The organism is Kineococcus vitellinus, from assembly GCF_009906315.1.
GTDB lineage: Bacteria > Actinomycetota > Actinomycetes > Actinomycetales > Kineococcaceae > Kineococcus > Kineococcus vitellinus.
In genome coordinates this window covers 1-11680 of the sequence record NZ_JAAALL010000133.1, presented here as the reverse complement: position 1 = coordinate 11680, position 11680 = coordinate 1, and the positions used below count along the sequence as shown (strand labels likewise).

The window sequence follows — 11680 nt, the reverse complement described above, 5'->3', positions numbered from 1 at the left end:
GTCGGGTTCGACGACGCCTCCTGGGCGCCGAAGGGGTGGGCCGGCGGGCGGGTCTGCGCCAGGCCCCCGATGTGGGAGGTCGCCACGATCGCGGCCGGCGCCCAGGAGGCGTCGTCGAACCCGACCTCGCGCCAGCCCTCGGGCAGCCGGCGCGCGTCGCAGACCTCCACCGGCACCCCCTCCATCGGGCCGCCGGCGGCGGTGGGCAGCGAGTAGGCGCTGCAGCGCAAGGTGCGCCAGCTGTCGTCGGAGGTCAGCTGCTCGCCGTCCAGGTCCGCTTCGAGGACCAGGCGCGCATCGGTGCTGGCTCCCTCCGCGGCCGGCTGCCAGAAGGAGGTGGCCTTGCCGTAGTAGGTCACCAGCACGGCGACGACGTTGGTGCCCGCGCGCAGGTGCGCAGCCAGGTCGTAGCTGTCGTAGCGCTGGCGGGCCGGCTGGGAACGGGCCGGTCCACGCCCGACCTCGACGCCGTTGACCCACAGCACGTAGCGCGCGTCCGCGCTCAGGCGCGCGGGCGCCTGCGCGGGCACCCGCGTCAGCTCGAAGGTGCGCCGGAACATCGACCGCGAGAACGGTGGCGGGTTCGCGCCGTGGGCGCCGCCGATGAGCAGCCCCGTCGGCGCCGGTGCTTCGGGGGCGATCCACTGCCCGGCCCAGCGCAGCGGAGCCGTGCTCCACGCCGCGCTCGAGGCGGCACCGGCCGCGTTCGCCGGTCTCCCGACCGCAGCGGCCGGGGCGACGGTGGGCGGGGTGGGCTGGGCAGCGGTCGCTGCGGTGGTGGCGGAGGTGCTCACGGCTGCTCCTGTGCAGAGGACGGTGCGTGGCGGTGGGGCCGGCGGCCGGAGGTCGGCGACCGGGGTGCGCGGGGGCGTCGTCACGACGACGCGGTTCTCGACGCCCCCGGGTCCTGCGGCGGCCCTGCGGCGGCGCGGGGGTGCAGGCCCGACACGCGCAGGAGGTGTCGTCCCACGAGTGCTCCTCATCGAGTCACGAAGCAGGGATTTGAACGTTTCACCAGCGATGTGGACGGGACGCTAGCCCGTCCGCGTCGCGCCTGGCAAGGGTTCGCGGCTGCGCCTCGCCCCGCTGCCGGAGCGCTCCCACCCCACCGGCCGGCTCCTCCGAGGTCGTCGCCGACACCTGCGAGCGCAGGGGTCGCGGCGCCGCGACCTGCACCGGCGGGGTGGACGGCGCTGCGCGGGTGCGCGCGTCAGGTGGACGTCTCGGGGTGCCCGGCGCGGGTGGGGGAGTCGCCGGCGCCAGGGCTCGGGCGCGCCGGGCCCTGGTCCGTCGGGCCGGCGTTGCGCCGGCGCATCTTGACGTAGTTCCCGCAGCCGGCCATCGAGCACCAGCGTCGGCTCTGGTTGCGCGAGCCGTCGTAGTAGGCCCAGCGGCAGGTCTCGCGGCTGCACGCCTTCAGGCGCTGCCAGCAGCCGTCGTGGCCGCAGGCGCGCACGGCGTCGACCAGTGGCGCCAGGGCCAGCGCCAGGGGGCTGTCGTCGCCGGGCAGCAGCCGCGTGCCCTCGGGGCCCACGTGCACGCGCACCGGGACGCGGGCCAGCGCGGCGTCGAGGTCGCTGAGCGCGGTGGCCGGCGCGTCGTGGCCGGCGTGCGCGAGCAGGACGGCCCGCAGGCCTTCTCGCAGTCCTCGTGCCAGCACCAGGTCGCCGTTCCCGAGCGCGGCTGCACGGGTGCCGGGCAGGTGGGCGTCGAGCCAGCGCCGCAGGTCCTCGGGGTGCTGCAGCGCTTCGGTGCCGGTCTGGGGTTCGCGGGTGTTCACGAAGTCCCGGACCAGCCGGGCCGCCGGTGGGGTGCCGTCACCTGTCACGTGGTCCTCCCGTGTGCCGCGTGTTCTGCCGCCCCGTGCGATGACACCACCGTAGACGATTGACAGGTGTCAGTCCACGACGCGAGGCTGACACCGGTCAACTTCGATGGCCGGTGTCAAGGAGGGGAGTTCCGGTGCGATCGACGCCGAAGCGGTCCCCGGGGGGTGCGGTGCTCCCGTGCCCGCCGGAGTGCTGGATGTGCGAGCTGGGGCGGCGGCCGGCGACGCCGCTCGGTGTGGCGCTGCTGGGCGCCCTCCTCGACCGTCGGCGACGTCGCCGTCGAGGTCGCGCTGCCTGCGCCGCGGGAGGGGAGGCGGCGCGGTCGTGGCCGTTCTCGGCGTGGTGGGCGGAAGCCGTGCCCTAGCGAGGGCACGCGGGTCGCACCGGGGACGGGTGCGCGCGCGGGCCGTCGACGTGGGGCTCCCCGCGGTGGTCCTCACCGAGCACGTCGACCTCACCCCCTTCCGCGGCCACCTCGCCGAGATCCCTCGCACGGTGGCCGGCTCGCAGGCGTTCACCGCGCTCGCGCACATCGACCACCCGCTCCGGTCCTGGCCGCAGGAAGCCGAGCCGTTCGTGCTCAGCGACGTCGAGGAGGAGCTGCGCCACGCGTTGAGGGTCCGGGTGCAGGCCGAGCGGGCGCTGGAGGTCAACACGCGCCTGCCCGTGGACCCGGTGGTCCTGGGCTGGTGGGTCCAGGAAGGGGGCCGCCAGGTCACCTTCGGCAGCGACGCCCACGAGCCGGACCTCGTCGGACGTGGGCTGGCTGAGGCCGCTGCGCTGGCCGCCTCGGCGGGTTTCGCCCCGCGGTCGGGACCGCGGCGACGTCCGGCTCGTGGGGCCGGCGGGAACGAGCCGCCGCGCAGCTGCGTCGAAGCGTCATGACCTCGCGCCTCACCGCCCCGCTCGGGCTGCTGGCCCTGCTGCTGGTGAGCGCGTGCGGGCAGCGGAGCACGGCGCCCGGAGCCCCGGACCCCGCCGCTCCACCCGACGGCGCCCCGCGCGCGGTGGAGCAGGCCGACCTCGCACGAGCCGACCTGGTTCCCGACGGGCACCCGGGGCCCTTCCGGACCACCGGCTTCGTCCTGCAGGACGCCGGCCACGGCCCGCAGCTGTGCGCCGGCGGGATCGCCACCTCCCTGCCCCCGCAGTGCGCAGGACCGGACCTGATCGGCTTCGACTTCTCCTCGATGCCCGCCGACTCCTACGAGTCGGTGCTGCGGAGCCGCTACGGCTCCTTCGTCCTCACCGGCACCCCGCAGGGCGAGGCGATCCGGCTGACGGCACCGGCCCGTCGCGCGGACCCCGCCGACCTGGAGGCGCAGGCGCGCGCGCCGGAGCCGTCCTTCGCCAGCCCCTGCCCCGAGCCGGCGGGCGGGTGGCGGGCGCTGGACGCCGCGCGAGCCACCGAGGACGCGCTGCAGGCCGCGTCGGTGCAGGCTCAGGCCGTCCGGGGCTACGGGCTGCTGTGGATCGACCGGTCCGCGGTGCCCGCGGCGGAGGTCGCGGCCGGAGCGGCGGACGACCCGTCGCGCTACGTCCTCAACGTCTCCACCGCCGGCGACCTGGCCGAGATGGAGGCGGCGGTGCGGGCGGTGTGGGGTGGCGCGTTGTGCGTCAGCGCCGCCGCGCGTTCCGAGGCGGAGCTGACCGCGGCGCGCGACGCGCTCGAGCAGGGTGACGGCTCCGCCGCGGGGCTGGTGCTGGTGGACCTGCAGCTGGACCCGCTGGGCGGGCAGGTCACCGCCACGGCCGTGCTGGCCCGCGAGGGCGACCAGCGTCGCCTCGACGAGCGGTTCGGGGCGGGCGTCGTGCGCCTGAGCAGCCTGCTGCGTCCCCTCGCACCGTGAGCGGACGCGCCGCAGCACCGCTCGTCGCGGTCGACGACGCGGCCGAGCTGCCGATGAGCGTCCGGGACGCCGGGCGCGTGCCGTGGCACACTGGCGGCATGTCGTCGACCCGTGCTGACCGTCGTGACGCGCTCGCCGCGTCGCGCCGACGCGCCGGGCGACGACGCCTCGGTCTCTGACCCGCGCTCGTCGCCGCCGCTCGCGGCCCGCTCCTCCCTGCCCGCTCGGGCGCACACCCACCTCCTCCCGAGGGATCCTCGCCGTGGACTTCGTCGAAACGCTGCTCACCGACCGGTTGCGGTCAGCTGTCGCCACCGTCCTGGGACCCGGACACGCGGCACGCGACCTGCAGGTCAGGTCCGCCACCCGTCCGGAGTTCGGGCACTACCAGACGAGCCTGCCGCTGCGGCTGGCCGGACCGGTCGCGGACTCGCCGCGCCGGATCGCCGAACGCCTGGTGGAGCGCCTCGACGTCGAGGACGTGTGCCTGCCGCCGGCGGTCCAGGGCGCGGGTTTCATCAACTTCACGCTGCGCCCGGACTTCCTCGCCCGGCGGGTGAACGAGATCCTGCGGGACGCCGCGCTGTGCGTTCCGCGGGGCGAACCGCAGCGGGTGGTCGTCGACTTCTCGTCCCCCAACGTCGCCAAGCAGATGCACGTCGGGCACCTGCGCTCCACCGTCCTCGGCGACGTGCTGGCGCGGGTGCTGGCCTTCGTCGGCCACGACGTCGTGCGGCAGAACCACCTGGGGGACTGGGGGACCCAGTTCGGCATGCTCATCGAGGACCTCCTCGAGGAGGGGCACGATGGAGCGGACCTCGACCTCGCCGGGCTCGACGCGGCGTACCGGAGCGCGCGGACGCGCTTCGAGGCGGACGCGGGCTTCGCCGTCCGGGCCCGGGCGCGGGTGGTCCTGCTGCAGGGCGGCGATCGGGGGACGCTGGCGGTCTGGCGGCGACTGGTCGCGACGTCCCTGACGGCGTTCGACGAGGTGTACGTCCGGTTGGGCGTCGAGCTCGACGAGCACGACGTCGCCGGGGAGAGCCGCTACAACGCCGACCTCCCCCGGGTGGTGGACGACCTGCTGGCCGCGGGTCTGCTGACCGAGTCCGCCGGCGCCCTGTGCGCGTTCCTGCCGGGCTTCACCACCCGGGACGGCTCACCGCTGCCGTTGCTGGTCCGCAAGGCCGACGGAGGCTTCGGCTACGACGCGACCGACCTCGCCGCCCTGAGGTACCGGGTCGAGGAGTTGCGGGCCGACCGGCTGGTGTACGTCGTGGACGTCCGGCAGTCGCTGCACTTCGAGCAGGTGTTCGCCCTCGCCCGGGCGGCGGGCTGGCTGCCCGAGCGGGTCGCCACCGACCACGTGGCCTTCGGGACGGTCCTGGGGGAGGACGGGAAGCCGTTCAAGACCAGGACGGGGGCCACGGTCCCGCTGGTGTCGCTGCTCGACGCCGCGCAGGAGCGGGCGACGGCCCTGCTCGACGACCGCGGCTCCACGCTGCAGGGGGCGGCTCGGGAGGAGACCGCCCGGGCGGTCGGTGTCGGCGCCGTCCGCTACGGCGACCTCGTCAACGGCCTCGGCCGGGACTACGTCTTCGCCCTGGACCGGATGGTCGCGATGGACGGCAACACCGGTCCCTACCTGCAGTACGCCCACGCCCGGTCGGTGTCCCTGCTGGCCCGCGCCGGTGGTTCCGGCGACGTCGTGACCTTGCTGCGGGAGCCGGCCGAACGACGGCTGGCCTTCGCCGTCACGGGGTTCCCCGGAGCCGTGGCGGCCGTCGCCGAGACGTTGCAGCCCCACCGGCTGTGCGCGCACCTGCACCAGGTAGCGACGGCGCTGTCCTCGTTCTACGAGGCGTGCCCGGTGCTCAGCGCCGAGGCCGAGGTGCGCGCGTCCCGCCTGGCGCTGTGCCGCGCTGCGCAACGGGTGCTCGCGGTGGGGCTGGAACTGCTGGGGATCCGGGCGCTGGAGCGCATGTAGGGCGACGGCTCGGGGGCCCTTCCCGCGAGCGGGACCCCCGGCTCGTGCCGAGGGAGGTGCCGGTGTGCCACCTGCCGCGGCGAGCCGGAGGTCCGGCGTGCGAGGTGCTGGGCCGGGGTGCTCAGCGGATGAAGAGCATCTCCTGGTAGGTCGCCAGCGGCCACAGGTCGTCGGCGACGAGGGTCTCCAGCTCGTCGGCGGCCTCGCGGACCGCGGCCATCGCCGGCAGCAGCACGTCCCGGGCGTGCAGCGCCGCGTCGACGCCGGCGGCGTGGCTCTCGTCGGAGGTGGCCGCCTTCAGGGCCGTCAGCGCCGTGCGCAGCGCCGCGGTCGGGGTCGACACCGCCTGCAGCAGGGAGGGGTCGGCCTCCACCCCGGCGGCCTTGAGGGCGGCGAGGTTCTGGGCGAGCTGGGTCTGGTAGCGGATCGCGGCGGGCAGCACGCTGGTGCCCGCGATCTCCACCGTCAGCTTGGCCTCCACCGCGATGCTCAGCTCGTACTGCTCCACGGCGATCTCGTAGCGCGAGTGCATCTCCCGCTCGGAGAACACCCCGTACCTGCCGAACAGCTCGATCGCCTCGGGGGTGATCAGCTCCGGCAGGGCGTCCATCGTCGTGCGCAGGTTCTTCAGCCCCCGCGCCTGCGCCTGCATCTGCCACTGCTCGGAGTACCCGTCGCCGTTGAAGACGGCCGCGCCGTGATCGGTGATGATCCGTTCCAGGACCTTCTGCACGGCGTGGTTGAAGTCCTCGCCGCCGGCGACGCGCTCCTCGAGCTCGGTGGCGATGAAGTCCAGCGCCTCGGTGACGATCGTGTTGATCGTGTACACCGGCGAGGCGATCGACTGCATCGAGCCGGGCGCGCGGAACTCGAAGCGGTTGCCCGTGAAGGCGAAGGGGCTGGTGCGGTTGCGGTCGCCCGGGTCGGTGGGCAGCACCGGCAGGGTGTCCACGCCGATCGTCATGGTGCCCTTCTCCTTGGAGGAGGTGGCACCCCCCTTGGCGACCTGCTCGAACACGTCCGCCAGCTGGTCGCCGAGGAAGATCGAGATGATCGCCGGCGGAGCCTCGTTGGCGCCCAGGCGGTGGTCGTTGGTGGCCGAGGCGACCGAGGCGCGCAGCAGCCCGCCGTACTTGTGCACCGCCCGGATGATCGCCGCGCAGAAGACGAGGAACTGCGCGTTCTCGTGCGGGGTGTCCCCGGGCAGCAGCAGGTTGCCCACCGTGGAGGAGCCGAAGGAAAAGTTGACGTGCTTGCCCGAGCCGTTGACGCCCTCGAACGGCTTCTCGTGGAAGAGCAGCTCCATCCCGTGCTCGCGCGCGACGCGCTTCATGGTGACCATGAGCAGCTGCTGGTGGTCGGCGGCGAGGTTGGAGCGCTCGAACATCGGCGCGATCTCGAACTGCCCCGGAGCGACCTCGTTGTGCCGGGTCTTGGCGGGGATGCCGACCTTGAACAGCTCCCGCTCGGCGTGCAGCATGAACGCCAGCACCCGGTCGGGGATCGCGCCGAAGTAGTGGTCGTCGAACTCCTGGCCCTTCGGCGGCTTGGCGCCGAACAGCGTGCGCCCGGCGTTGAGCAGGTCCGGGCGCGAGAGGAAGAAGTGCCGGTCGATGAGGAAGTACTCCTGCTCCGGACCGGCGTAGGAGACGATCGTCCCCGGGTCGTCGTGGCCGAACAGCTTCAGCACGCGCGCGGCCTGGGTGGCCATGGCCTGCTGCGAGCGCAGCAGCGGAGTCTTGTGGTCCAGCGCCTCGCCGGTCATGGAGACGAAGACCGTCGGGATGCACAGCGTGGTGCCGTTGGTGTTCTCCAGCACGTAGGCCGGGCTGGTGACGTCCCAGCCGGTGTAGCCGCGCGCCTCGAACGTCGAGCGCAGCCCGCCGTTGGGGAAGCTGGAGGCGTCCGGCTCGCCCTGCACCAGCGTCTTGCCCGCGAACTCGGCGATCGAGCCGCCCTCGCCGTCGGGCTCGAAGAAGCTGTCGTGCTTCTCGGCGGTGGAGTGCGTCAGCGGGTAGAAGACGTGCGCGTAGTGCGTGGCCCCCTTCTCCAGCGCCCAGTCCTTCATCGCGGACGCGACGGCGTCGGCGACGGCCGGGTCCAGCGGCATCTGCTGCTCGATGGTGGCCACCACCGACGTGAAGACCGCCTTCGGCAGCCGCTTCTGCATGACCGCCTTGGTGAAGACGTTGCGCCCGAAGATCTCACCGGGCGCTTCGGCGGGCGCGAAGGTGGGGCTGGGAGCCTCGTAGGCGATGACGGCGTCGATCGCTTGCAGGCGTGCTGCGCTGCCGCTCATGACTGGCTCCAGACATTCCGGTGACGTCGGCGCGGACCGGGCGCCCACGCTCGTTGAGCCGCACGCTAGGCACCGCGATGACGCGGTGCGTTACGAACGTGTGACGACTGCGTGCCGCGTCCCGCCCGGAGGCCTCGCCCGGGTCTGCTGCCGCCTGCGGCGGGCGGAGCCGGCGGCACCGCTCGTCCGCCGGCGGTGGAGGTGGTGCTCCACGGCGCTCGGGTGGGGTCGTGGGTAGGGTGCGCCCGGTGAGCTCGCTCGAGGTGCAGCAGGCCTACTCATCGCTCGCGCAGCGGTACATCGACCTGCTGGGCTCGCTGGACACCGTGCACCCCGACGACCTGCAGCTGATCGAGCGGCACCTGGGGCACCTGAGCGGCCCGGTCCTGGACCTGGGGTGCGGGCCCGGGCACCTGAGCGGGTTCCTGCACTCCTCGGGGTGCCGGGTGACGGGCATCGACCTGGTGCCGGAGTTCATCGCCCACGCGCGCCGGACGTACCCGGACGTGCCCTTCGAGGTGGGGTCCCTGACCGACCTGGCCCGCCCGGAGGAGCCGGTGAGCGGGGTGCTGACGTGGTACTCCCTCATCCACCTCCGGCCCGGGCAGCTGGACGGTGCGCTGATCGGCATCCGCCGGCTCCTGGCCCCCGGTGGGGCGCTGGTCGTCGGCTTCTTCGAGGGGCCGGTGCGCGAGCCGTTCGAGCACCGGGTCACCACGGCGTACCGGTGGCCGGTGGACGAGCTGGCGGACCGGCTGGCCTCGGCGGGGTTCGTGGAGGTCGAGCGTTCCCAGCGGCCGCAGGAGGGCGAGCGACGTCCCCACGCGGTCCTCGCCGCCCGGGCGCTGCGACGGCACCGCTGATCGATCCCGGTGCGGGCGACGCTCACGCGTGGCGGGAGTGGTCCTCATCCTCCGCCGGGACGCCGACGGACGGTTCCTCCTCGCCCTCGAAGGTGTACGCGCCGTCCTCGATGCGCTCGATCAGGCCCCGGGTCCACTGCGCGCCCGCGTCCGCCGAGTGCACCCACAGGTGCATGATCTCGCCGACGTGGCCGAGCTGGCCCGGCCCGTCCTCGGGGGCGTAGTGGTCGGTGACGCTCCCGCGCCACTGCTGGAGCCGCTGCAGGCGCTCCTCCAGCAGCGCCACCGCCTCCCGCCGCGGCAGGTGGACGATGAAGCCGACGCCGGAGGAGAGGACGTCCATCCTCTGGTCGTGGGAGACGAGCGCCTCGCGCAGCAGGGAGAGGAACTCCTCGGCACCCCGTCGCGTGATCTCGTACTCGGTGCGCGGGGGGCCGCCCGCCGTGGACGGGGCGATCTCGTGGGCCAGCAGCAGGCCCTGCTTGGCCAGCTGCTTGAGCGCGTGGTAGATCGAGCCGGGTTTCGCGGTCGACCACTCGTGCGCGCCCCAGGACTCCAGGTCGTTGAGCACCTGGTAGCCGTGCGCGCGGCCGTGCCGGCGGACGGCACCGAGGACGAGGAGACGGACGGCGGACACGCAGCAGACCCCTTCCCTTCTCTTCAACTTTGAGTAGAGTACCGGCATGGCTGAGCGGACGATCCCCCTGCTCCCGTGCCGGAGCATCCAGCCCGTCCTCGACTTCTACACCGCCCTCGGGTTCGAGGTGACGTTCGTGCAGAAGAGCCCCAACCCGTTCGCGGTCGTCGAGCGCGGCGGCATCCAGCTGCAGTTCTTCGGGATGAAGGAGTACGAGCCCAGCCAGTCGTACAGCACGTGCTACGTCGTCACCGATGACGTGGACGGGCTGCACGAGGCGTTCCGGGCCGGGCTCAAGGCCGCGTACGGGAAGGTGCCCGGCCGGGGCCTGCCGCGGATCGGGCCGCTGAGGGACATGTCCTACGGGGTGCGGCAGTTCCTGATGAGCGATCCCGGTGGCAACTGCGTCCGGATCGGGCAGCCCACCAGCGAGGACCAGCACCACCGGCCCGCCCCCGAGGAGACCTTCGCGCGGGCCCTGCACCACGCCACGCTCTTCGCCGACTCCAAGGAGGACCTGGTGGGCGCGGCGAAGATCGTCGACCGGGTGCTCGGGCTGCCGGACGAGCACCCGACGCCCGTGCAGCTCGTGCGCCTGCTCGTCCTGCGCGGCGACGTGGCCGGGCGGCTCGGCGACGAGGAGGCGGCGGTGTCCGCGCTGGAGAGGGCCGCAGCGGTTCCGCTCACCGAGGGGGAGCGGGCGTCGGTCCGCGACGACCTGGCGCGGCTGGCGGACCTGTCGGGTTCGCCGGGGTGAGCCCCTGGCGGGCTGCTCGACGTCCACCCGCCCACGGGCGAGCCGCTCGCCGCCCCTACCGCGGTCCACCCTCCGCAGCGAGCAGGGAAGCCGTCTCGGCGTCGAGGACGCCCACGGCGCGCTCGAAGTCGTCGGCCACTCCCTCGGCGACCAGCTCCACCGCGGGGCCGTACCCGTCGGCGGCCGCTTGCCGCAGCCCGTGCGCGTGCTGCAGCGCGCGCTCGCGCACGGCCTGCAGCACCGCCGCCGTGCTGCCCCGCCAGCCGTAGGCCTGCAGCAGCAGGCGCAGCCGGCGGGCGCGGTCGGCGCCGGCGGGGAAGCCGTCGGCGAGGGCGGTGTCGTGGGCCGTCAGCGGTACCCACGTCAGCGCCAGGAACGCCAGGTCGCGCAGCGGTGCCGCTGGCCCGGCCAGGTCCCAGTCGATGAAGCCGACGAGTTCACCGGCGTCGGGGTCGGAGGCGGTGGGCGCCGGGCGCCACACGGCGTTGTAGGGGGCGGCGTCGTGGTGGCCGACGACCTCCCCCTCCCGCAGCTCGTCGTGGTCGCCGAACCAGTGGGCGTCCGCGGGCGGGGTGAAGGAGCGCGAGGCGTGGTGGAAGTCGCGCATCCACCGCCCGGCGGCCACCAGTGCCGCCTCGCCGTGCGCCCAGCTGGGCCAGGGCCGGCTGTCCCCGACGGTCTGACCCTCGAGGTGGGTGAGCACCTCCCGACCCTGCTCGTCGATCCCCAGCACCTCGGGTGCCCGGGTGAAGCCGACGGCGTGCAGGTGGCGCAGCAGGGCGTGGACGCCCGCGGTGTGCTCCCCGGTGCGCCTGCGCACCGTCTGCCCGACGCGGGTGGCGCCGTCGTTGCGGCCGCCCGCCATCCGCTCCTCGGGAACCCGCTCCTCCATGACGGTGAACGTAGCCCCGCGGACCGGTGACGTCACGGGCTGGCGCTGTACTGCTTCAGCGTCTCCTCGCGCAGCTCCTTCGAGCTCGACGGCCACGGCCGGCAGGTGATGTGGATGGATCCGGTGGCCGCGCAGCAGGGTCCCGAGGTGTCCACGGCACCGATGCAGCAGGCCGAGACCCCGCGCGAGGCGGCCGTCAGGGCCGGTGTTCCCGCGCGGCTGCGCAGGCGCACCGGTCCTGACGCACGACGGCCGGTGATCTTCCACGGTGCACCGTGGAAGATCACCGGCCGGGCTCTCAGGTGCGGGCTCTCAGGTGCGGGGCAGGGTGAAGGAGGCCACCAGCTCGTTCAACTGCACCGCCGTGCGCGAGACCTCCCCCGCCGTCGAAGCGGTGTGGCTGGCCCCCGCCGTCGTCTGATCCGCCGAAGCGGCGATGCCGGAGATGTTGGAGGCGATCTCCTGGGAGCCGGTGGAGACCTCGGTGACGTTGCGCACCATCTCACTGGTGGTCGCGCTCTGCTCCTCCACCGCCGCCGCGATGGTGGCCTGCAAGCCGTCGATGC

11 protein-coding genes and 2 pseudogenes are annotated in these 11680 nt (G+C 74.0%); 7 read left to right on the top strand and 6 right to left on the bottom strand.

All coding sequences use genetic code 11. The features are described 5' to 3' along the window. Together GTQ99_RS12900 and GTQ99_RS12895 are read right to left on the bottom strand one after the other, a co-directional pair. On the bottom strand, positions 1-794 hold a 794-nt coding region (locus GTQ99_RS12900; protein WP_205707392.1), incomplete at its 3' end, for an alpha-L-rhamnosidase N-terminal domain-containing protein. A gap of 416 nt (positions 795-1210) precedes the next feature. Next, a complete protein-coding gene (locus GTQ99_RS12895) occupies positions 1211-1828 on the bottom strand; it encodes a CGNR zinc finger domain-containing protein (RefSeq protein WP_166616138.1) in 618 nt (205 codons plus the stop codon). A 394-nt stretch (positions 1829-2222) separates the two neighbouring features. Between GTQ99_RS12895 and GTQ99_RS12890 the strand changes: the two genes are divergently transcribed. The 4 genes from GTQ99_RS12890 (at position 2223) to argS (ending at position 5666) form a co-directional block, all read left to right on the top strand. Then, entirely contained in the window at positions 2223-2714 is a 492-nt protein-coding gene (locus GTQ99_RS12890; RefSeq protein ID WP_166616137.1) for a PHP domain-containing protein, read from the top strand. Then, positions 2711-3679, top strand: coding sequence for a hypothetical protein (locus GTQ99_RS12885; protein WP_166616136.1), 969 nt, complete (start codon positions 2711-2713; stop codon positions 3677-3679). The genes GTQ99_RS12890 and GTQ99_RS12885 overlap by 4 nt, the downstream gene beginning before the upstream one ends. Beyond that, positions 3676-3858, top strand: a complete 183-nt coding sequence (locus GTQ99_RS12880; protein WP_166616135.1) for a hypothetical protein — start codon at positions 3676-3678, stop codon at positions 3856-3858. The genes GTQ99_RS12885 and GTQ99_RS12880 overlap by 4 nt, the downstream gene beginning before the upstream one ends. An 83-nt stretch (positions 3859-3941) precedes the next feature. Continuing rightward, positions 3942-5666 (top strand): arginine--tRNA ligase, encoded by a 1725-nt coding sequence (gene argS, locus GTQ99_RS12875; RefSeq protein WP_166616134.1) that lies wholly within the window; start codon positions 3942-3944, stop codon positions 5664-5666. Positions 5667-5787: 121 nt separating this feature from the next. On the opposite strand, the gene GTQ99_RS12870 is transcribed toward argS, so the two are convergent. Next, positions 5788-7965 carry a glutamine synthetase III family protein gene (locus tag GTQ99_RS12870; protein WP_166616133.1) on the bottom strand — a complete coding sequence of 726 codons (2178 nt, stop codon included), beginning with the start codon at positions 7963-7965 and terminating at the stop codon, positions 5788-5790. A gap of 248 nt (positions 7966-8213) precedes the next feature. On the opposite strand from GTQ99_RS12870, the gene GTQ99_RS12865 reads away from it, so the two are divergent. Further along, complete coding sequence (locus GTQ99_RS12865) at positions 8214-8828, top strand: methyltransferase domain-containing protein (RefSeq protein WP_166616132.1); 615 nt, start codon at positions 8214-8216, stop codon at positions 8826-8828. A 22-nt stretch (positions 8829-8850) separates the two neighbouring features. Here the strand turns inward: GTQ99_RS12865 and GTQ99_RS12860 are convergent, their stop codons facing one another. Then, positions 8851-9465: a helix-turn-helix transcriptional regulator gene (locus GTQ99_RS12860; protein WP_166616131.1), complete on the bottom strand. Its 615-nt coding sequence runs from the start codon at positions 9463-9465 to the stop codon at positions 8851-8853. A 46-nt stretch (positions 9466-9511) separates the two neighbouring features. Between GTQ99_RS12860 and GTQ99_RS12855 the strand changes: the two genes are divergently transcribed. After that, positions 9512-10222, top strand: coding sequence for a bleomycin resistance protein (locus GTQ99_RS12855; protein WP_166616130.1), 711 nt, complete (start codon positions 9512-9514; stop codon positions 10220-10222). A gap of 55 nt (positions 10223-10277) precedes the next feature. Here GTQ99_RS12855 and GTQ99_RS26910 read toward each other — a convergent pair whose 3' ends face one another. Continuing rightward, positions 10278-11150 (bottom strand): phosphotransferase, encoded by an 873-nt coding sequence (locus GTQ99_RS26910; RefSeq protein WP_205707390.1) that lies wholly within the window; start codon positions 11148-11150, stop codon positions 10278-10280. Between GTQ99_RS26910 and GTQ99_RS27550 the strand changes: the two are divergent. Next, a pseudogene (locus GTQ99_RS27550) lies at positions 11148-11297 on the top strand (glyoxalase); the annotation flags it as partial. The gene GTQ99_RS26910 and the pseudogene GTQ99_RS27550 sit on opposite strands and share 3 nt — an antisense overlap. Before the next feature lie 129 nt (positions 11298-11426). Here the strand turns inward: GTQ99_RS27550 and GTQ99_RS12840 are convergent. Next, positions 11427-11680 (bottom strand): annotated as a pseudogene (locus GTQ99_RS12840) (methyl-accepting chemotaxis protein); the annotation flags it as partial.

Excerpts from the sequence above, each read along its gene's own strand:
- GTQ99_RS12885 (WP_166616136.1), top strand. The coding sequence starts at position 2,711 with ATGACCTCGCGCCTCACCGCCCCGCTCGGGCTGCTGGCCCTGCTGCTG.
- GTQ99_RS12870 (WP_166616133.1), bottom strand. The coding sequence starts at position 7,965 with ATGAGCGGCAGCGCAGCACGCCTGCAAGCGATCGACGCCGTCATCGCC.
- GTQ99_RS12855 (WP_166616130.1), top strand. The coding sequence starts at position 9,512 with ATGGCTGAGCGGACGATCCCCCTGCTCCCGTGCCGGAGCATCCAGCCC.